The sequence below is a fragment of the Bradyrhizobium sp. USDA 4501 genome (assembly GCF_054062115.1).
On record NZ_JBSSEX010000001.1, the window covers coordinates 2,238,478 to 2,259,982 of the forward strand.

Sequence of the window (21,505 nt, forward strand, 5' to 3'; positions counted from 1 at the left end):
CTCTGGTGATCGAGCGCCCCCTGGCCGAGCCGGCGCACGCAAATGTTCAAATCTCGCAGATTACGGTCGCGCTCGGCGTCGCAAATAAATCTCAGCGGACCCCAGCAGATTGATAGAGCCGAAAAAAAAAGCCACCCCGGAGGGTGGCCCAAGTCAGGGAGGAAACGCCCGTAGGGGGCCTCTGGGATCAGGCTGCAGCCTGCTCGATCGGTGAGAACGGGAGCCCGAGACTGTCGGCCACCGCCTTGTAAGTCAGCCGGCCTCGATGGACGTTGAGGCCTGCACGCAAATGCGGATTTTCCAACACGGCGGAAAAACCCTTATTAGCCAGAGCCAAGCCAAACGGCAGCGTGGCGTTATTTAGTGCCTGGCTCGAGGTCAGCGGCACGGCGCCGGGCATATTGGCCACGCAATAATGAATGATGCCATCCACTTCATAGGTTGGATCGGCGTGGGTGGTTGGGTGCGAAGTCTCAAAACAGCCGCCCTGATCGATAGCGACATCCACGAGCACGGCCCTCTTACGCATCGAGCTCAGCATGCTCCGGCGGATCAGCTTCGGCGCACTCGCACCTGGAACGAGCACGGCACCAATCACAACATCGGCCGCAAATACCTCTTCCTCCACAGCTTCGATGGTCGAAAACCTGGTTCGAACGCGCCCTTCGAATAGCTCATCCAACTCGCGCAACCGAGGTATCGAGCGGTCGATGATGCTCACCTCTGCACCCAGACCGGCCGCCATCCGTGCCGCGTGCGTACCAACGACGCCACCACCGATCACCACAATGCGGGCCGGCTGAACACCGGGCACGCCACCGATCAACAGCCCTCGTCCGCCTGCACTGCGCTTTAGGGCGCTACCCGCCGCTTCGACCGCGAGCCTGCCTGCGACCTCGCTCATCGGAGCCAGCAGCGGAAGACCACCATGCCCATCAGTCACGGTCTCATAGGCGATTGCGGTGCATCCCGATTTTAGAAGCCCCTTGGCCTGCTCCGGGTCCGGCGCCAGATGCAGATATGTGAACAGGATCTGGCCCTCCCGCAGCTGGCTCCATTCGGACGGCTGAGGCTCCTTGACCTTCACAATCATTTCGCTCGATGCGAATACCTCAACTGCAGAATCCAGAATCGCTGCGCCAGCGCTGCGATAATCATCATCGGTTGCGCCAATGCCAGCGCCGGCATTGGTCTCGATCATTACGCGGTGTCCTGCTGCCGCGTATTCGCGGACGGCTCCAGGGGTCAGGCCCACTCGATATTCGTGTGCCTTGATTTCCTTGGGAACTCCGACCTTCATTTGCAAACTCCCTGCCTAGTGCGCCTTTCTAATTGAAAGAGCGCAGCGATATTGCGACGCAGCAGCCCAAATTGCGCAGGAATTCAGCGATCTTTGACCAGCCGTGCAGGTTTTCGATGCCGAATGGGTTGAGCGACCGTGCTCGCTAAGCTTAACCGTCGTACTCCGCGATGGAGATGACGCGCTTAATCGGATTCTCGGCTCGCGGAAAAGTTAACAACGATTCCAGTCTTGCCGACCTTGTTAAAGAACGAACAACGTAGTCTGCCAGTGAGGCAGGATTTGCCCAGAGGCTGGATTGTTTGCCACCGCTGATGGCCAAATGACCATTGATCATCAATCTGATTCCTAGATGCGCACGCTTGACGCCTTCATACTCGTCGCAAATGGGCGTGGATTGTTCAACAAATCCGAGGCAACTGTTCGCCTGACAACCAATCGACGATCCGTCCGCCGCCGAAACTGGTCGCTATCTGCACAAATTTGTGATCGTCAGCTACCGTCTCGCCAATATCAGCAGCATCGCGTCCGAGCGGATGCGCCTTCATAGCTGCAAGCACTGCATCGGCCAAATCGGGCGCGACGATCGCAACGAGCTTGCCCTCATTGGCGACATGGATCGGATCAAGCCCAAGGAGTTCGCAGGTTGCCGCGACCGCTGGCTTCACCGGAATGGCTGCTTCCTGTAGACGGAAGCCAAGGCCCGATTGATGCGCAATTTCGTTGAGGGTTGCGGCAAGACCGCCGCGCGTGGGGTCGCGCATCACCCGGATGCCGGCGCCGCCAGCCGCAATCATAACGGCGACAAGGTCATGTAGCGCTGCGGAATCCGACACGATCTCGGTTTGAAACCCGACGTTCTGGCGTTTTGACATGATCGCCACGCCATGGTCGCCAAGGCTGCCGGACACCAACACACGGTCCCCGACCATAGCCTTATCGGCGGAGAGATCGAACCCATGGGCGAGAGCCCCGATTCCGGTCGTGGAGATAAACAGACCATCAGCCTTGCCGCGCTCGACGACCTTAGTGTCCCCCGCAATGATGTAGACGCCCGCGCCGCGCGCTGCCGCGCCCATCGAATCCGCAATCGCCTTCAGATCAGACAGCGCGAACCCCTCCTCAATGATGAAGCTGGCCGACAGATAGAGAGGGCGCGCGCCGGACATCACGACGTCGTTGATCGTCCCGTGCACAGCGAGTGAGCCGATATTGCCGCCAGGGAAGAACAGCGGCGAAACCACATAACCGTCGGTCGTCATCACCATTTTACCCGTCGCAACGTCAAAGGCCGATTGATCATTGCAGCGGGCAAGCCATTCATTACCGAAGGCTCGGTGAAAAAGGCTGGAGATCAGCTGTGCCATGGCTCGTCCCCCGGCCCCATGGGAAAGATCAACGCGTCCGTTCTCGAGATCGAGCTTGCGTTGATAGCCCTGTACGCTCATGACGTTCGCCTCACCTGATCATCGCGAACGCGGCCATATGTCCAATACGCCGCACAGGCGCCTTCCGATGAGACCATGCAGGATCCTATGGGAGTTTCCGGCGTGCAGAGGGTTCCAAACAGCTTGCAATCGACTGGCCGCTTGGCGCCGCGCAGGATGGCGCAGCACTCGCACGCCGGATTGTCGGCGACCCGCAGTTCGTGCATCGCAAAACGCGCCTCCGCGTCGAACCGCGCGTAGGCCCGCTTCAGCTTCAGTCCACTATTTGGTACGAAACCGAGCCCGCGCCATTCGAACTGCTCACGCGGTTCGAATGCCTGCGAGACCTCGTCTTTGGCGCGCCGATTGCCTTCACGCCTCACTGCACGGCTGTATTGGTTCTCCACGTCGTAGCGGTCTTCGTTCACCTGCCGCACCAGCATCAGAATCGCCTGCATCACGTCGAGCGGTTCAAATCCCGCGATCACGATCGGCTTGCCGAATTGTTCCGCCAGGAGCTCGTAAGGCTGCGTCCCGATGATCGTGCTGACATGTGCAGGCCCGACGAAACCGTCGATTGCAGCCCCGCCGATATTGCGGATCTTCGGGTTCTCGAGAATGCTCTGCATCGCAGAGGGTGTAAGCACGTGGTTGCAGAACACGCTAAGGCTCTTCAGCCGCTTCTTCTCGGCTATCCGGATCATCACGGCCGTCGGGGGTGTCGTGGTCTCAAATCCGATGGCAAAGAACACGACCTCGCGGCTCGGCGCCTGTTCGGCGATCCGGATAACGTCGAGCGTCGAGTACACCATCCGGATGTCTGCGCCGAGCGCCTTGGCTCGCAACAGGGACTGTCCTTGCGAGCCAGGCGCCCGTATCAGATCGCCGTAGACGCAAAGGGTGACCTCCGGCCGCTCGACGAGACGAATCGCCATGTCGATCCGGCTGGCAGGTAGAACACAGACCGGACAACCGGGCCCGTGGATCATGCGCACATTCGCGGGCAGCAGATCCTCAAGGCCATAGCGTGATATGGCATGAGTGTGTCCACCGCAGAATTCCATGAACCGATAGGCTTTTTGCCGATCGGCTTCGGCGCTAATCGCAGCGGCGAGCCCCTGCGCAAGGGTCTTGTCGCGAAATTCGTCGGTATATCTCATGGCCGGAGTTCCTGCCCTGTGCTGCCTAGCTCCTGCAGGAGCTCCAGCGTGCGCTTGGCTTCTATCGGATCGATCTTGGCCAGCGCATACCCAACATGGACAAGGACGTGATCACCGACGTCGAGCTCGTCGATAAGAGCAACCGATATCTCCAGGCTAACACCATCGATGCACACGGCGGCCATGTGGTCAGGAAGAATTTTTACGATCTTTGCCGGAACCGAAAGACACATATCAGCCTCTCCCTTCGCTGGCGGACGACTGTTCAGCAATCTGCAAAGCGGCAATCCAGGCTTGGCCAAGGCTCAAACCACCGTCGTTGGGCGGCACCCGCTGTGGCACCAGCGGGGTCAGGCCGGCAGCGCAGCACCCGCGCCAGATTTCATCCATCAGTATCGCGTTCTGAAAGCAGCCGCCGCTCAGAACGACGGTATTGACGCCGGTTGTCCGCGCGGAGCGCATGACCCAGTCAACGCAGGCGGCGGCAAAGGTGCCATGAAACAGGCCGGCTCCGCCCGCGGCGTCAATGTCGTCTGCAATCAACCGCGCAAACATCGGACGAAGCGACAGCACGCCACCATCGATCGTCCACCCGGCCTCTAGAATCGTAGTCCGCCGCACCAGCGCCTCGAGCTTGATCGCGGCTTCCCCTTCATAGCTCTGCCAACTCACAATCCCCAAGAGCGCCGCCACCGCGTCGAATAACCGGCCTGCGCTGGTCGTGGTGGCCCCGCCCGACTGATCGAGCAAGGCCGAGATACATCGAGCTTGCCGTTGCGCTGCAAAGCGCGGCGCGATTTCGTTACCCCGTCCGAGCCAGTGTAGTATCGCGCTCGCCATGCGCCACGGCTCACGGGCTGCGCGATCACCACCAGGCATTGGCAGCGGCACGAGATGCCCGATGCGTCGGCACATCGCGCCTTCGCACAACAATAGCTCGCCACCCCAGTTACCGCTATCCGAGCCAAAGCCATGGCCGTCGAGCACCAGAGCAAGCGCCGGTCCCGCATGACCATGTTCAGCGATCACGGCGGCAGCGTGCGCGTGGTGGTGCTGGACTGCAATCAGCCCGCGGCCGCTTGCTTGCGCAAAGCGTGTGGATGCCATGTCGGGATGCAGATCATGAGCGATGACGACAGGCTCTACGTCAAGAATCGATGTGAGGTGCTGGATCGTTTCCTCGAACACACGGATGCCTTCGGGCGTGTTGAGGTCGCCAATATGTTGGGAGACGAACGCTTGGTTGTCTCGCGTGATGGTGACGGTCGATTTCAGCGCGCCGCCGACGGCGAGCACGGGCGGCACAGACTGCGCAAGCCGAATCGGTTCGGGAGCATAGCCACGAGCGCGACGAATGAATTGGGAGCGGCCAGCTACCACTGCGACCACGGAGTCATCAGCACGCGTCACAATATCCCGATCATGGGTCACGACAAGGTCGGCAATCGCCTCGAGTCGGCGCAGCGCCTGCGCGTTGTCGATCAGGAGCGGCTCGCCGCAAGGATTGGCACTGGTGACGACGATGACCGGGCTTGGTTCCGCAATCCACGCTCCTGTCGAGCGAAGCGCATGAAAGATCAGATGATGCTGCGGGGCTACAGGCAACATGACGCCAACGCGAGACAAGCCGGGCGCTATGGCGGGCGCCAGACATTTGCGCGAAGTTAAAAGCACAATGGGCCGCGCTGCGGATTCGAGTAGCGCGAGCTCGAGAGCGTTCGCTTCCGCGATCTCGTTGACGCACTCTATGGAACCGAGCATAACTGCAAACGGCTTCTGACGGCGCTGCTTTCTGCTGCGCAGGCGCTGCACAGCGTCCTGGTTACGGGCATCGCAGAGGAGCTGGTAGCCGCCGAGACCCTTTATGGCTATGACTTGACCGGCCGCGATTGCAGCGACAATGGCGTTGATCCGATGGCTAAGCCGAGGGCCGCATTCTGGACACGCGATCGCCTCCGCATGAAACCTGCGGCTCGCCGGATCCGCATATTCGGCCGTGCAGGCGGCGCACAGCCTGAACGCCTTCATCACCGTGTTGTGGCGATCGTATGGGAGCCGCCCGGCAATAGTGTAGCGTGGACCACAATGGGAGCAGCTAATGAAGGGATAAAGGTAATGGCGATTCTGTGGATCGAACAGCTCGCCGAGGCATTGCCCGCAGGTCGCGGCGTCGGCGATGATGTGCGTTGACAATTTGCCGCCTTCGCTCGCGCCGATCGAAAAGTTTTCTGTCGCGAGCGCCGCTGTCTCCTGAACGCAGATGTGGTCGATGCGCGCCAATGGAGGCGCCTCGAGCGGCAATGTGGCAAGAAATTCCGACGCACGGCCACCTTCGACTTCGATTGTGACGCCCTCCGGGCCGTTGGCGACAAATCCCGCCAATCCGTACCGCGTAGCGAGGCCATAGACGTAAGGACGAAAGCCGACCCCTTGCACCGCTCCGCTCACGCGCACGCGCAGTCGTGTCCGGTCGCAAATGGTTGCGGCGCTCATCGCCTGGCGTCCTCTACGGCCTGCCTTTGGTGGGCCACCTGTCTATCGATCCAAGCGTAGAGCGCGCCAAAACCCTCGCCGGTACGGGCCGAGACCGTAAGCACTTCGATCTTTGGATTGGCGCGTCTGGCATATCCAACGGTCTTGTCCAGATCGCACTCAAGCAGTGAGGCCAGATCGATCTTGTTGATCACCATGAGTGAAGAAGCCGCGAACATATCGGGATATTTCAGCGGCTTGTCTTCACCTTCGGTCATCGACAACACAACGATCTTGCAGGCCTCGCCAAGATCGAAGGCCGCGGGACAGACCAGGTTACCGACGTTCTCGATGAAGAGAATACCGCGCGTGAGCCGCGGCAAGCGGCGATAAGCCTCGCCAATCATTGCAGCATCGAGATGGCACCCCTTACCCGTATTGACTTGAATAGCTGGCACGCCGGCCGCTCGAATGCGTTCGGCATCGTTTGAGGTCTGCTGATCGCCCTCGATGACTCCGGTCGGATAGCTGAGCTTGAGCTCGGATACGGCGCGGACGAGCAGCGAGGTTTTGCCCGCACCGGGACTCGACATAAGATTAAACACCAGCAGCTCGTCGGCCGCAAAGAGCGTCCGGTTGTCGGCCGCGATCGCATTGTTCTTGCCGAGGATGTCACGCTCGACCCGAATGACGCGTTCGCGGCTCGTGCCCTTGACCTTCAATCCAGCTGGGCCGGCGCCGCAGCTCAGAAGCGCTTGCCGACCATCACTCTGATAATGTTCGTGATCATGACTGTGGCGGGCATGGGACGAATGCTGCACCCTCTCGTCGCCGTGAAAATGCGCGTCATGGCGCTCGCCATCGTCCTGCCTATGAGGATAGCAACGGCCTTGGCTCTCCGGATCACGAACTCTGGCAAGTTCGATCGAAGACGTCGCTTGGCTACAACCGCAAACGGTACACATCAATCGATCTCCAGTTCTTTCACTCGCATCTGCTCGCCGCCCGTTACTTGCAACTGATAGCTGCCGCAGCAAGGACAGGGGTCACCGCGGCGAGCAATTTCGACACTGTTAGAACAGCTCATGCACCAGGCGATACCCGGAAGTTCGAGGATCTCAAGAGCTACCCCCTCGGCAATCGTTCGCGTCGCAACGACAGCAAAGCAGGACCTGATCGCATCAGGCGCGACATGGCTGAGCGCCCCGATTTCCAGACAGATGCTCCGCACCCGCGACAAGGATCGCTGACGCATCTCCTCCTCGACGAGTTGGATGATGCCCAGACAAATCGCCACTTCATGCATCGTCAACTTTGCGAAACCTGAGCGTGAATCCGACACAGGGATCAAGCGATTCAATCACCGCACGAACCGCTTTCTGATGCCGTCTCGCCCTCAGCACCACGCCCTGCAGGTTCCGGACAAGCGGTCCGCTCCTATGGAAATTCCATTCCGTCGGAGCAAGAAATTCGAAGCGGCATATCTGGCCCTGAGGATCAAGCTCAACCGCGTGATAGAGCCTGCCCCTGGCGCATTCGACCGCGGTCGCGGCGCGTCCCGAACCCAACCGGTAGCTTTCGATGATCCCAGGCTCCGCTGAGTCGATATGAGCGCCGGACTTGAGCCAATCGCAGAGCCGAACGATTTCTGCAATTCTGGCCTTCAGCCGCTCGACCGCACCCGACCGACCCAGCCAGAGCCGATCACGCGTCATTTGGCGTGCCCATGGACCCGTCTCGGGCGCACGCCCCCCAAGGTCGGGACAATGACAAAATGTCGGGTCATCGCCGAGCAGCCGTTCAATGATGTTGCGGTCGTCGGCAACGGACAGGAACGAGTGCGCGATCCGGATCGATTTCAGGTCGATCTCGTCCAGCGCGGCTATGCGAATTGCCAATGGGCTGCAGGGCCTGGGCACGCCATCTCCGTTCGGCATGCCGATCGCGGCCAGCCCAGCCACAATCCTTGCCGTCGCTTCGCGTCGAGCAGGCCCGCAGGCCGGTTGTCCGCTACCGATAAGTGCGGACATTCCCTGCATCACGGAGCGAATAGCCGCGGCACTGGCGGTGTCCCGGGCAAGATGTCCGACCAAGAGACCCCGCAGCAATTCCGCGATGCGCTCGGCAACGACCAGCGCAACACGATGCTGCCTTGTCGTGGGGCTGATCGCTTCGTCGCGCGCCGTCTCGATCGCAGACAGCAGCGCCGTTTGCTGCGCAACGGCACACAATGCGAAGAGCCGCGGGATCTGTTTGAGCAGCGACGAGGCCGGTTTGCCGACGAACAGCCGCGCCAGCGGTGGCCGGCCTCGGGGCATGATCTCGACCGCGGCAATTACGTCGGCAGCAAGCCAGACCGAGACATCGATTTTGTTGCGGACCGCGAAGCTCATATGCACCGCTGCGTCATTAGCCCACGCAAAACATGTCGGCAGCAGCCGTCCGCGCGCAGTCTGCGAGGTCCCACCGGATTGCGAGCATTCTTTGAGTTCTTCATGTGAAGTACGCCTCCATAATTTCCTGCAGGCGCTCGGCAGAGTCCTCGAAATCCTCGTCAGCAGCCAAGGCAACGATCGGCACGTCTCCGACCTCCACCGTATCAAGGATGACGTCGTCCAAAGAATTGAAGTACTGCACCGACCAGACGTTCCTCACTCCGGTCGCCTGCACGCGGCATGTGCCGTAACCGCGGAAGATGAGCTGGACCGGACCATTGCCCAAACTTTGCTGCAGGAACGCCATGTCCACAGCACTCATCGGCAGCAACGTCAGATTGATAACATGCGCCCGCATGCCCGACCGCCAGACACGCGCCCGCTCGCGTATTTCCGCAAGCACCGCGAGCACGTTCATGGCGCCGTCCGGTACCGCGCCGATCGGAAAGTCGGCAGACGTCAACTCAGTTGCGGCGCGCTGCACAATCTGCGGGATTGCCCCAACCTCAACATATTCGTGCGCCGATTCGGCCCCGATACGCACGCGCCAGATTCCCGCAAGGACCGCCTCCCGGAGTTGCGCAAACGAGCCATCCGGCAGCGCAACCACGCCGGCGACCTCGCCCTCCCCGAGCACCTCGCCAATCAGCTTGCGCTCGAGCTCGCTGAGATTGGCGAGTCCGTACAGCTGCGTCCGAGTGCTCTGCCTCTGGCCGCGAGCGGCAGCGGCGACATTCGACAACAGCACCGTGACATTCGAATAGTTCCTTGCAAGCTCGTTGCCGTCGCGCCGGGCGCGCTTGGCTACCGCCTCCATAGTCGTCAGCCCGCTATGGAATACATCGAGACTTTCCGCGCCCGTGGCAGACTTGCTCACCACCTGCTCGGCGTCCTCGGATACGACGCGGACCGCTGTCTTCATGATACGATGTCCCGTTGGATCTATCGGGAGGCATAGCCGGCACAAATGCTACCCGCGTACAGCCAAACGATCGGTGCGACGATGCGGCCGATCTTGACCAAACGGTCCAGACGCCTGCCGATCAGGCAGAGCGTATCGTGCCGATGGCACAAAATTGGCGTCGATCGACGACGCGGGCCGAGTCTTCCGACCAGCTTTCCAGCCAACGCATGCGTAGGACCTGCGCTTTGCACGCAATGCCGAAAAGCCTTGATCAATTCAGGAAGGGATAATGCGACATGGACGGCCCGGAGCGAATGCACGGCAGCGACCGCCAGCAGCACTTCGGGCGCGCTCGCGGAAGCGTGCGTGGCCAGGCGTGCATGCGCGCTGATGCTCTTCACCTCGGACGGACAGGGTGCGAGATCATGCCGCGCCGGCTGGAACTTCATCAGACTCCCTTCAGATAGTCCTTGGTTTGAGCTAGGTGAGATGTAGCAAGGCACGTGCCAATCATCGTCGCGCTGTGAGGGAGACTGGAATCATCGCTCGAAGCATTGACCTTTCCATGCGGAAGGTGCGCGCGATTGATCGATTTGCGAGCAGGCGTAGTCACCGCAACATCCGCAGCAGAACCGCTAACGTAGATGCTCGGGCAATTGCGGCTCACGACCGACCAGGTCCGCAAAGAAGGGGCCGCAGTCCTGGCCGTTACGGCTGGCGTCAAGCCCGTCGAGTGCTTCCGAGATCAGTCTTGCTTCATCCTCATCCAAGAGTCGCACGGCGGTGTCGATATGAACGAGCACCCTGGCGCCGACCGGGGCGCAGTAGAGCAGCATGACCGAGACACGCCGCTGTTCGTTGCGATACTCACAAAGTGCCGTGATGTCGTCCGTCTCAACAATCATCATTGGTAAGCCAAGACACATGATCAATCGCGGGCCGCTAGATCGGCTGCGCTCCCATCTCATAACTTGCATGGTCGATATTGTTCGCCAACAGCCGTTCTGATGCAGGCAGCGGCGCCGTTCGCAGTGTGGCCGGCGAGCCCCACTGCGCCAGGAGTTTGCAAGCCAATTCGATCGCCGGCGCAATCTGGAAGCGCACCTGAGCTGTCAGCGGACCGCCCCAGTGCTCCAGGTCCAGCGCCTGACACCCGATGAGAGCGAGGTCTCGCGGGCAGCGGCCAAGCAGATCGGCCGCACTCAAGACCTCCTGAAAGCCGGTCTGATGTAGGCTTATCTTCTTGGCGCCAGCAAATTTTGGCACCTCGGCATCCCGCATGAGCTTCAACTCTCCGGGTGGGAGTGCAAAGTCGATGGCGTCGAACACGATCAGGCAATCGGCCTGCTCAAGATAACTCACGAGGTAGAGCCCCTGCGTGCCGCCATCAAGGACGGTGACGTTGTCAGCGACTACATATCGGCGATGGAACTCCTCTACCGCCCGCACGCCGAACCCCTCATCGGCCCACAGGATATTGCCGATGCCAAGCACAAGGATCCGTTGCTTTTTCTCCGGAACTAGTAACCGCGTGCCATTCAATCGCGAAACTCGCGCTCACCCGAAATCATGGAGGAGATGCTCCGGCGCGACATGATGTCCTCCCGGATCACTGCGTAGATGTGAACCAGCACAAAGACCAAGATCACCCACAGGCCGAGATGATGCCAGGTATGGACGTCCTGGCTATTCGGCCAGATTGAAAACACCCAGCCGAACAGCCTGTCCTGCCAACTGTCGCTACCGGCGCCCTGCCCATAAAGTGCAAAGCCTGTGATGATCATGAACGTGATCGTTTGCGTAAACATAAGGAACATTGCGAGCTGAGCCAGGGGGTTGTGCCCGACGCGTCTGTCGGGCTCAACTGCAAGGAACCCGTACCGGCGAATCTCGTGGTGCACCTCGCGCCAAAAGCACCCGCGCCAGAGCGGAACGCAAAAGATCTGCGTGGCATGTCGATTTCCAATCAGGGCCGAGTAAATGCGCAGAACAAAGCCGACGCTGAGGACATATCCCGCAGAGAAATGCGCAAATCGGATATAGCCGAACAGGAAATTGCCGCTTGCTTGTCCCGACATCGCCGGTGTGCCCGTTCCAATCAGATAGCCGGTTAAGGCCAGCATCAGAATGGCCGCCGCATTGACCCAGTGCCACAGTCGCACCGGCGCGTCATAAACGTAGGCGCCGCGATGGCCGATGCTGCACTCGGTCGGTGCCGCATCGACGGCAGCGAGGGGCTGCCGAGCCTTGTTCAGCATGTCCCTAACGAACATTGACTGAAGCCATTTCTTGGCCGTCAAGACTCATCACATGGGTCGAGCACGCCAGGCACGGATCAAAGGAATGGATCGTACGCAAGATCTCCAGGGGTCGCAGCGGATCGGCCAACGGGGTGCCGATCAGCGAGGCTTCAAAGGCGCCAATATTGCCCTTGGGATCGCGAGGAGATCCGTTCCATGTCGTCGGCACGACACATTGATAGTTGTCGATCTTTGTGTCCTTGATCTTGATCCAGTGTCCAAGCGCACCGCGCGGCGCCTCAGCGAAACCGTAGCCCATCGCCTCCTTGGGCCAACTTTCCGGCTTCCATCTTGTGACATTGGCAGTTGCCGTATTGCCTGCCTTAATGTGGACGACCAACTTATCCTGGAAATAACGGAGCTGATGCGCCGCCCACTGGCATTCGAGTGCCCGCGCCGCGGTACGGCCAAGCGTCGAGAACATCGCCGTCAGGGGAAGATTCAGTCCCTTGAGCAGTCTGTCGGTCGGCTCCTTGAACTCGGCTTTGCCCTGCGCATAACCGATGATGTATCGCGCCAAAGGTCCGACCTCGACGGCGTGGCCGCGCCAGCGCGGCGCTTTGATCCACGAATACTTGCCGCCTTCGTCGAGTTCCTTGATATCGGTCTGACTGCCCTTGACTTTTGGCCCGAGCTCGAAACTCGGTTCGGTGATGCCATCCCATGGATGCAGTCCACAGCAATCGTGCGGGTATTTATACCACGAATGCGTGACGAACTCCTGGATCTGCTCCGGATCACTATGGTCGATCGGCAATATCTCCGTGAGGTTGCCATCAAGGATCACGCCGCGCGGCAGCTTGAGATTGTTCGAAGAACAGTCGTTGGCGTTTTCGAGGATGTCGCCATAGGACATTACGCTTTTGCTTGAAAGTCCGCCGCCATGGAGCCAATCCTTATAGAACGAGCCGATCATTGCGACGTCGGGCAGATAGACCTGCTCGACAAACTCGATCGAACGGTCGATGATCGAGGATACGAGATTAAGGCGCTCCATGTTGATCGCACCCACCGCACCAGTTCCGTCGATGTTGATCGCGCAGGGCACGCCGCCGACCAGCCAGTTCGGATGCGGATTCTTGCCCCCATAGACGGCCTGGATTTTGACGATCTCCTTCTGGAAGTCGAGCGCTTCCAGATAATGCGCCAGGGCTATCAGGTTCGCCTCCGCCGGCAGCTTGTAGGCCGGATGCCCCCAATAACCGTTCTTGAAGGGACCTAATTGCCCTGATCCGAAGAATTTAGTCAGCCTGATCTGCAGATCCTTAAAATAGCCAGGAGACGACAACGGCCACGGCGAGATGGACTGCGCCAGCGCGGAGGTCGACTTGGGGGCGGCCTGGAGCGCGGAGACCACGTCGACCCAATCGAGTGCATGCAGATGGTAGAAGTGCACGAGATGATCATGCACGAGCAAGCACAGCTGCATGATGTTTCGGATCGAATTGGCATTCTCCGGAATCGTGATCCCTAACGCATTCTCAACCGCGCGCACAGAGGTCAGCGCATGGGTGCCGGTGCAGACACCGCAAATCCGCTCAGTAAACGCCCAGGCGTCGCGTGGATCGCGCCCGCGCAGGATGACTTCGATGCCACGCCACATCGTCCCGCTCGAAACCGCATTGCGGATCACGTTGTCGGAATCGACATTGGCTTCGACACGCAGGTGGCCTTCGATGCGCGTCAACGGATCGATGACAATTCGCTTGCCGGAGCGATCGAGATTGAACCCATTTGGTATCTGTCCGGCCACCGTCGCCCTCTTCTCAATTCCGTTTACTTTGGTGGAGCTGTGCGATCCGGCTTGTTGGTCAACCGCTTCACGGCGGTGACCGCCGCATGGGCGGCGACGGTCAGCCCAACCACCCCGGCAGCAGCCATACCAATCTGATCGGCGTTCTTCTCAATGCCGAACTGCTTGATGGTCGTGAGTCGGTCGTAAAATGAACCCTTGTCCCAAAAGCCGTCTTCGGAGCAACTGAGGCAGCCGTGGCCGGATTGAATCGGAAATGAAACACCGCCGTTCCACCGAAGGGCCGAACAGGCATTGTAGGTGGTTGGCCCCTTGCAGCCCATCTTGTAGAGGCAATAGCCCTTGCGTGCGCACTCATCGTCCCACTCTTCGACAAATTGGCCGGCGTCGAAATGGGAACGTCGATAGCATTTGTCGTGAATGCGCTCGGAATAAAACATCTTTGGGCGCCCTTGGCGATCGAGCTCCGGAAGCTTTCCGAACGTGGTGATGAAAGTCACCAAGCCGCTCATGACCTCTGCGATAGGCGGACAGCCGGGCACCTTGATGATCGGCTTGTTCTTGATCACCTGATCGATCGGCGCAGCGCCAGTCGGATTGGGCTTGGCCGCCTGGACGCATCCCCAGGACGCACACGTGCCCCAAGCGATGATCGCCATCGACTCTTCCGCCATCGACCTGAGCTTTTCAACGAACGGCTTGCCGCCGTCAATGCAGAACATGCCCCCCTGCTTCAGCGGCGGATTACCTTCGACCGCAAGCACATACTTGCCTTTATACTTGGCGCGGACTTCCTCCAGGATGGCTTCAGCCTGGTGTCCAGCCGCCGCCATGATCGTATCGTCATAGTCGAGCGAAATCATCGACAGCAGCGTGTCTTTGATCAGCGGATGGGCCGAGCGGATGAAGCTTTCCGAGCAGCAGGTGCACTCGAGCCCGTGCAGCCAGATCACGGGTACGCGCGGCTTGGTCTCCAGGGCGTCGGCAATAGTGCTTGCGGCAAGCGGACCAAGTCCCAAGCTTGCGGCCGTCAAACTGCAGAATTTGTGGAAACTACGACGCGTGATGCCCTGACGTCTGATCACGCTGTAAAGCGTCTCCGTTGCCCCACCCATGAACCCTTCCATGTGAGTCGTCGTCGGCAGTAACGAACTGCTGACGCAGCAGCAAGAAACAGGCCATCGGAGCGCAACGCTTGACTTGGTGCCAAGCCAGCCTTTCGACTCTTGTCCTATCGGCGAGCCGGCCAGCAAACCCCAGGCTCGCGCCGTTGAGCCCTGTCACGCCAGTGATGTCGGGCTTTGAACGTCGATGTGAGAACTTCAACAGAGCAGCACAATGATTTTGCCAATCCAGGGCGACGACGTCATACCCGCTTTTGCACGATCGGAACACGCGCGCGCATACCGGTTGTTGAACGAGTTGGTGCAGTTGACGGGCACCGTCCATCTCAATCAGACTTGCTCTCTGCGGGCCAAATGGGGTTCGATCCGTGTCATAGTCCGACTGCGGAAACATGCCAAAGTGGCCGGCCCAGCGCCGAACAGAACGCGATGCCGAGCCGCGCAGCGCAGCGCACATGCTTTGATTTGCAAGGCGGATCGGTCCGATCTGTCTGTCATTCAATGTGGCTGCCGCACGGCGTTACCAAGGGATCGGGCGCCACGGTCTGGATGTTCTAAAGCGATCATCTAGGAGAGCATCGCGCGGGTCAATCGACGGCAAGCCGCGGTTCTCTTAGCATATCACGACGCCGCACTCGCCTGCGAGAGTCTCTTCGCGATGCCGGAAGCGTCACGTTCGTTCCTAGCACCGGCGCAATCCGGCCGAGGATAGCAGCTCCGGCGCTGAGTTCAGTCATCGGTGTCTAGCGGCAACGCCGGTTTCCAACCACGCAAAACTGTCGTCGGGGTCTTTCAACGCCGGGCGAATTATCGAATTATTCCAGCATAGACGATGTACTGGACTTGTTCGCGATAGTACTTGCGGATTTCTCCGGGCGCGGCCGTTCCGACCACCACGATCAGACGCTCCTTCGGGTCGCAGAAAAATTGTGTTCCGTAAGCGCCGGTCCAGGTGAACTCACCTGGATTGCCCGGAACCGCCGAGATACCCTCGCTTATGCGCACAGCCACTCCGAGTCCAAAGCCGAAGCCGGCACGATGCGCCTCCACATTGGCGACCTTATTCTTGATCTCCGGCCCGAGGTGGTTGGAGATCATGTGGCGCACCGTCTTCGGGCCGAGAATGCGCTGCCCATCGAGCTCCCCGCCGTTTAGCAGCATTTGCCCGAAGCGCACATAGTCACCGACTGTCGCAAACGCGCAGGCTCCTCCGCAGTCAAACATTGTCGGACTTTCGAGGAGCTCGATCTTTTGTGGCTTTCCAGTCAGCGGGTCGTCTGGAAACGGATGCGCGAGGCGCTCGCGTTGTGATGTGGACAAATGGAAAGTGGCATCCTGCATCCCGATCGGCTTCCACAGGTTGCTGGCAAGATAGTCGCCCAATCGTTGTCCGCTGACCTGTTCCACAACAGCTCCGAGCACGTCGGTCGAGAAGCCGTATTCGAATTCCGTCCCCGGTTGGTGCGCTAGCGGCAACTTGGTAATGGCCTGGATGAATGCCTGCTTGTCACCCTTTAGCGGCGGGGCTGCAAAATCCGGGTAGAGACGCGCCACTTGGTCTGGACTATCTGGAGGCGCGCCATAGGTGAGACCTGATGTGTGCCGATAAAGATCGTGGATGTAGATCGGAGAACTCTGCGCTTGATACTTTAACGAACCGTCAGGCCGTGGCACCGCGACCTTCATGTTTGCGAATTCCGGGTAATAATCCGTAAGCTTGCCCTGTAGAGGCAGGCGACCTTGCTCCATGAGGGTGAGCCCGGCAACGGCCACCATCGGCTTGGTCATAGATGCAAGCGCGAACATCGCATCGAGCCGCATCGACGATCCTCTTGCAGGATCAAGTTGGCCATACGCCTTGTAATGAATCAGCTTGCCGTCTCGGGCGATTGCAACCACCGCGCCCGGCACGCGCTTGCTTTCGATCTCACGATCGAAGAACTCGTCTAGCTTGGCAAGGCGTTGCTGAGAAACTCCGACGTCATCGGCCATGGCCTCGGGCAGAGGCGCTGAATGCACTGAGTTGAAGCTGATTCCAGCAACCACTGCGGCCATAACAAGCTTGTTCATTCTATCCTCGCCAATAGACGGAGCTGGCTTGCGCTGCTCCAGCTCTGGCATGTCTGGTCTGGCAAGCGGAACGCCCCTCGACCCGGCTTGGCGTGCCTGCGCTCATGTGCTTCTCCTGGAACAGCGTCTGTCGAGGAGAGCTAAGGTGAAGATGACCGCAAAAGCGAACATCACCATACCGCCCGCAACCACACTCGCCTCGCGCCAGCGTGATGCTTGGACGTAGTCTATGACGTAGGCCGACAACACCTTGGTGCGCCCGGGAATATTGCCGCCGATCATCATCACGACGCCGAATGTGCCGATCGTATGAGCAAAACCAATCACAGCGGCTTTGACAAACTCCAATCGCGCCAGCGGCAAACCGATGGTAATGAAGGCATACAACGGAGAAACCCGCGCCGCAGCTTCCAGCGGAGGGTCGCCCATCGCAGCAAAGGCGTTGCGGATTGGCTGCACCACCAAAGGCAACGCCGAGAGCACCGATCCGACTACGATTCCTGCGAAGGTAAAGGCGAGCGAGCGTTCGCCCCAGAAAGAAGCGAGAAGCCCGCCCGGGGCCGCTGGGGCCGAGCAGCACGAGGACGCAGAAACCGAGTGCCGTCGGCGGTAGCACCAGCAGCAGCGTGATGATCGCTGCCACCGCCTCGCGCAGAGCAGTCTTTGAACGCGCTAGCCACCACGCGAGCGGCGCACCAATCACCAGGAGGATCATGGTCGTCACGCTGGCGAGCTCGACCGTAAGCGCAACGGATTGCCAAATCTCTGCCGAAAACGCATCCATCGCCGTCAGCCCCCCAGCGAGAGACGGTCGCCGTCTCGGGGCAGTGATCGCCTGCACGTCCGGCGCGCCGAGGCATGGGGCGCGCAGCGCCTCTTAGTCGTGCGGAACTTCGTGGCGGCCCCCACATTGACGCGCGTCGTTCTCGCAAGCAAGAGCAGCGTCGCAAGCTTCATAGGAAACTCCTGTTACGGGGCCGCTTCGACCGATCTTGACGGCGGCAGCTCCTCGCTCGTCGTCCAGCAATCCCTGTGCCGCTTGCGCAATGTGGTGCACCTAGGCTCAACGCGAGAAAATACGCACAGCCGACGAGTTCGCTGTGGAGTGGATCTTGCGCTCTGTCAGGTTTCCGGCATCTTTGTTCCCGAGCAGACAGCGGCGGCACAATGATGCGGCAGAGTTTGACGCCCTCAGGGTTGCTATTGGATCTTACGGCGCTTCATGATCACTCGACGCGACCCTTAAGTGGATTCTGTTTCGAAAATTGCCCCGGTCGTTTAGAGTTCGCTCGAGCGCGGGCGCGGCTGAGCGCAAGCACAATCCGCCACAGTCCCATTTACGATAATGGACGCGGCTGGTAGCAAGCGTATCGGAATTCATGCCTTGCTGGACATTGCCGCAAAGGGCCTCCAAGCAGCGACGCCTTCATCCGGTAATCATGTGCGCACCGTGATAAACGAGCGCACAACCTTGCGACATGCAGCTAGTGTGCCGGGAGGCACCGAAAACGGTTTGCAGCGACCTACAGAGCGTCCGGGCGGTGCCGTATATCGACCGTGATAGTGCCCCGGGCGCGGGAGACACATGCACAGATCTTTTCGTTCGCGCGTTTCTGCGGCTCGCTGAAGAAGACGTCACGATGATCAAGCTCACCGTCGATCTTGATGATGTCGATGGCGCAAACACCACACTCGCCGCGCCGGCAATCCGCAATCACCTCGCAACCGGATTCATTGAGTACGTCCAGCAGCGAGCGATCACTCGGAATTTCGATTTCGAGGTTCCGATCGACAAAGCGAACCCGAAATCCTTCAGTCGGCAGCGAGCCGCTCGACCCGAAGGTTTCGTAGCGCAGGTCGGACACCGTTCGTCCTGCGCTATCCCAGGCCCGGCGCGCGGCATCGAGCATCCGCATCGGACCGCACAACATGGTCAAGGCGTCAGGCGGCAGCGAGGCGAACAGATTATCGAAATTGAGCCGGCGCCCCTCATCGGCTGCATGGACAATAAGCCGCTCGTTCAGCAAGGGGGCGAGGACATCCAAATAGGCGGCCTGCTCGCGGCAGGGCACAGCATAATGCAGCGTGAAATCGGCATCGCGGCAGGCGAGCACCTGAGCTGCCCCAACCAGTGGCGTAATGCCGATGCCGCCCGCGATCAGGCAGTAGTGCCGGCGCGCCCAGTCGATCTGCAGCAACGAGGCAGGCAATGTGATGCTCAGCCGCGCACCCGGCGCAAGGGACCACATGTACCGCGAGCCGCCGCGGGTGTCCTCGGCGCGGCGCACCGCGATACGATAGCCGCCTCGGTCGGCTTCGCCGACCAGCGAGTAAGACCGCGTCTCTGGGCGCCCATCGATAGTGACAGCGACATTGATATGGCTGCCGACCGGATAGGTCGCGCCATCAAAGCTTTCCGGTCTGATCAGCAACTCGCGGATCGAAGGCGTCAGATCGCGCGTCGCGACAAGGGTTGCCGGTATCCAGCTTTCAATGAACCGCATGCAGATTCCTTTACTCGCCTGCCATCCTGATAAGCGCCAGCCCCGGCAGTAGGTCAAAATGCGTCTTGTTCTGGAGCACCAAGCGCAAATTGCGCGCCGCCACTCGCGCATGCTCGCGCATGATCGCCTCAGCGCGCGCACCTTCGCGGTTTTCGATTGCGTCGATCACGACGCGGTGTTGATCTTGCGCAATCATGAGCGTGTCGCGCGCATCCGGCAGTGTCGATTGGGTCATCACAAAGCCGCTTGGGGAGGCAAAGGGCAGCGCGGAGGCGCGATCCACCTGCCGGATCAAGGGCGGGCTACGCGACAATTCAGTCAACATGGCGTGAAGGCGCGCATTGAGCGCGACGTAGGAAGAGAAAGCGTCCACAGAGATTGGATCCTGCCGCACCACGCCGTCGATCTCGTCAAGGCATCGTTTCAAGGGCTCGAGATCGCGCGACGAAGCACCGCGCTCGGCTGCAAAACGAGCGGCGAGACCTTCGAGCGTGCCACGCAGCTCAATCGAATCCATGACATCTCGCTCGGAGAACGTCTTCACCATGAAGCCGCCAGAAGGAATGGCTTCCAGAAGTCCCTCCTCCTCCAGGCGGACCAATGCCATTCGCACCGGGGTGCGCGAAGCGCCGGTCGTCTCAACAGCCTGCAATTCGGAGATCCGCTCGCCCGGCCGCAAGTCGCCGGACAGGATCAGATCGCGCAAGCTGAGCTGGGCACGTACAGTTTGTGAGACGGAGCGATCGCTTTCGCGCTCGGCCATGCCCTACTCCGCGGCCTGCCGACTGTGCGATTTCTCGGCGTCGATCATCCGCTCTACCAGGCGGCGGGCCCACATCGCGCCCGCATCGATATTAAGATTGTAAAAGGCGCGGTCAGGATTTTCGTCAATCGCGCGCTGCTGCGCCTCGAGGATGACCTCGTCCTCACGGAAGATGCCAGAAACACCTTGGCGGAGCTCGGTGGTCAGGCGCTGTTCGTTTAACCGATAGTTGCGCACAAATGCCCAGAAATAATGGCAGCTCGTTTCCGTTTCGGGCGTGATCGTGTTGAGGACAAGACCATTGACCCCGGCAGCGCGATTGCCTTCGGGCGCGCCGGTTCCAGTGGGCGCCACGCCGACGTCGATATTGATCGTGCACGGAGCCTCGAAACGAATGATTTGCCAGCGGTCCACCGGACCAGGTTTTTGCAACTGCTTGGCCCAAAATGGCGGCGCGGTAATCCCCTTCATCCAGCGCGTCACGGTGGCGGTCTTCTCCCCATGAGTGACGTCAAACGGCGCTTCCGCGATGGCGTCGTTGCCGATGCTGGCGCCGTGCACAAAAGTTTCGTGCGTCAGGTCCATGAGGTTGTCGATAACCAGACGATAATCGCATTTCAGATGAATGGTATCACCATCGCCGGCCCAAGCGGGATCATCGTTCCAGTGCATGTCCGGCACCAAGGCCGGGTCGGCTAGCGCCGGATCACCCATCCATAGCCAGACGAAGCGATGGCGCTCGACGACGGGATAAGCACGCACACAGGCGGAGGGGTTGATCGTTTCTTGCGAGGGCATGAAGGTGCAGCGGCCCTGCGCGTTGAATTTCAGACCATGATAGCCGCAGACAACGCTGTCGCCCTCAAGGCGGCCTTTTGAGAGAGGCACTAGTCGATGCCAACAGGCGTCCTCGAGCGCTACCACTTCGCCATTGGTGCGCCGATACATCACCACGTGCCTGCCGCAGATCGTGCGCGGCAACAAGGCCTGCTTCACCTCGGCATCCCAAGCGGCTGCGTACCAGACATTCATCGGAAAGCACCGGCTCATGTATCACCCCAACTCTGGACACTTTATGTATACAATGTCCAGTAACTTCGGCTGAAGTGTGGCCATAAATGCACAATTGCGCGGCTGGCCCAGGAAAGTTTGTATACAGAAAAGGGTCCTAAATTGATCTCGCCAGCCAAGCATCAGCTTGGGTTAGAGCGCGGCAAAACGGCAGCACCCGCTGAGTTCGACCTCGCCGGCGCGCATGCCCGACGGCATCTCGCGCCAGAATCTGCGCTGTCC

The 21,505-nt window shown here is 60.0% G+C and carries 19 protein-coding genes and 1 pseudogene; all 20 read right to left on the minus strand.

Going from position 1 to position 21,505, the window contains the following annotated elements; genetic code table 11:
- Nucleotides 1-187: 187 nt before the first annotated feature.
- Nucleotides 188-1,300: an alanine dehydrogenase gene (gene ald / locus ACVWZM_RS10055; RefSeq protein ID WP_163156063.1), complete on the minus strand. Its 1,113-nt coding sequence runs from the start codon at nt 1,298-1,300 to the stop codon at nt 188-190.
- Between the two features lie 401 nt (nt 1,301-1,701).
- Nucleotides 1,702-2,748 carry a hydrogenase expression/formation protein HypE gene (hypE, locus tag ACVWZM_RS10060; RefSeq protein ID WP_456853001.1) on the minus strand — a complete coding sequence of 349 codons (1,047 nt, stop codon included), beginning with the start codon at nt 2,746-2,748 and terminating at the stop codon, nt 1,702-1,704.
- Complete coding sequence (gene hypD, locus ACVWZM_RS10065) at nt 2,745-3,887, minus strand: hydrogenase formation protein HypD (RefSeq protein ID WP_163156067.1); 1,143 nt, start codon at nt 3,885-3,887, stop codon at nt 2,745-2,747. The genes hypE and hypD overlap by 4 nt, the downstream gene beginning before the upstream one ends.
- Complete coding sequence (locus tag ACVWZM_RS10070; RefSeq protein ID WP_456853003.1) at nt 3,884-4,120, minus strand: HypC/HybG/HupF family hydrogenase formation chaperone; 237 nt, start codon at nt 4,118-4,120, stop codon at nt 3,884-3,886. The genes hypD and ACVWZM_RS10070 overlap by 4 nt, the downstream gene beginning before the upstream one ends.
- Before the next feature lies 1 nt (nt 4,121).
- Entirely contained in the window at nt 4,122-6,380 is a 2,259-nt protein-coding gene (gene hypF, locus ACVWZM_RS10075) for a carbamoyltransferase HypF (RefSeq protein ID WP_456853005.1), read from the minus strand.
- Nucleotides 6,377-7,324, minus strand: a complete 948-nt coding sequence (hypB, locus tag ACVWZM_RS10080) for a hydrogenase nickel incorporation protein HypB (protein ID WP_253624777.1) — start codon at nt 7,322-7,324, stop codon at nt 6,377-6,379. Before hypB ends, hypF begins: the two co-directional genes overlap by 4 nt.
- Nucleotides 7,324-7,665: a hydrogenase maturation nickel metallochaperone HypA gene (hypA, locus tag ACVWZM_RS10085; protein ID WP_456856675.1), complete on the minus strand. Its 342-nt coding sequence runs from the start codon at nt 7,663-7,665 to the stop codon at nt 7,324-7,326. The genes hypB and hypA overlap by 1 nt, the downstream gene beginning before the upstream one ends.
- The gene (locus ACVWZM_RS10090; RefSeq protein ID WP_456853008.1) at nt 7,658-8,752 is read right to left on the minus strand and encodes a hypothetical protein; all 1,095 of its coding nucleotides are present in this window, start codon (nt 8,750-8,752) and stop codon (nt 7,658-7,660) included. Before ACVWZM_RS10090 ends, hypA begins: the two co-directional genes overlap by 8 nt.
- A 100-nt stretch (nt 8,753-8,852) precedes the next feature.
- Nucleotides 8,853-9,716, minus strand: a complete 864-nt coding sequence (locus ACVWZM_RS10095; RefSeq protein ID WP_456853010.1) for a hydrogenase expression/formation protein — start codon at nt 9,714-9,716, stop codon at nt 8,853-8,855.
- Nucleotides 9,717-9,736: 20 nt separating this feature from the next.
- The gene (locus tag ACVWZM_RS10100; RefSeq protein WP_456853012.1) at nt 9,737-10,147 is read right to left on the minus strand and encodes a hypothetical protein; all 411 of its coding nucleotides are present in this window, start codon (nt 10,145-10,147) and stop codon (nt 9,737-9,739) included.
- 186 nt (nt 10,148-10,333) lie between these two features.
- Nucleotides 10,334-10,624 (minus strand): HypC/HybG/HupF family hydrogenase formation chaperone, encoded by a 291-nt coding sequence (locus ACVWZM_RS10105; RefSeq protein ID WP_050402936.1) that lies wholly within the window; start codon nt 10,622-10,624, stop codon nt 10,334-10,336.
- Between the two features lie 16 nt (nt 10,625-10,640).
- Complete coding sequence (locus ACVWZM_RS10110; protein WP_456853014.1) at nt 10,641-11,240, minus strand: HyaD/HybD family hydrogenase maturation endopeptidase; 600 nt, start codon at nt 11,238-11,240, stop codon at nt 10,641-10,643.
- A complete protein-coding gene (cybH, locus tag ACVWZM_RS10115; RefSeq protein ID WP_456853016.1) occupies nt 11,237-11,956 on the minus strand; it encodes a Ni/Fe-hydrogenase, b-type cytochrome subunit in 720 nt (239 codons plus the stop codon). The genes ACVWZM_RS10110 and cybH overlap by 4 nt, the downstream gene beginning before the upstream one ends.
- 4 nt (nt 11,957-11,960) lie before the next feature.
- Complete coding sequence (locus ACVWZM_RS10120; RefSeq protein WP_456853018.1) at nt 11,961-13,751, minus strand: nickel-dependent hydrogenase large subunit; 1,791 nt, start codon at nt 13,749-13,751, stop codon at nt 11,961-11,963.
- A gap of 23 nt (nt 13,752-13,774) precedes the next feature.
- Complete coding sequence (locus ACVWZM_RS10125) at nt 13,775-14,866, minus strand: hydrogenase small subunit (protein WP_456828130.1); 1,092 nt, start codon at nt 14,864-14,866, stop codon at nt 13,775-13,777.
- Between the two features lie 816 nt (nt 14,867-15,682).
- Nucleotides 15,683-16,945, minus strand: a complete 1,263-nt coding sequence (locus ACVWZM_RS10130) for a serine hydrolase domain-containing protein (protein ID WP_456853020.1) — start codon at nt 16,943-16,945, stop codon at nt 15,683-15,685.
- Between the two features lie 102 nt (nt 16,946-17,047).
- Nucleotides 17,048-17,729, minus strand: a pseudogene (locus ACVWZM_RS10135) (molybdate ABC transporter permease subunit).
- Nucleotides 17,730-18,468: 739 nt separating this feature from the next.
- On the minus strand, nt 18,469-19,449 hold the full coding sequence (locus tag ACVWZM_RS10140) for a PDR/VanB family oxidoreductase (RefSeq protein ID WP_456853022.1): 981 nt from the start codon (nt 19,447-19,449) through the stop codon (nt 18,469-18,471).
- Between the two features lie 10 nt (nt 19,450-19,459).
- Nucleotides 19,460-20,212 (minus strand): GntR family transcriptional regulator, encoded by a 753-nt coding sequence (locus ACVWZM_RS10145; RefSeq protein WP_050422951.1) that lies wholly within the window; start codon nt 20,210-20,212, stop codon nt 19,460-19,462.
- Nucleotides 20,213-20,215: 3 nt separating this feature from the next.
- A complete protein-coding gene (locus ACVWZM_RS10150) occupies nt 20,216-21,262 on the minus strand; it encodes an aromatic ring-hydroxylating dioxygenase subunit alpha (protein WP_456853024.1) in 1,047 nt (348 codons plus the stop codon).
- Nucleotides 21,263-21,505 lie beyond the last annotated feature (243 nt).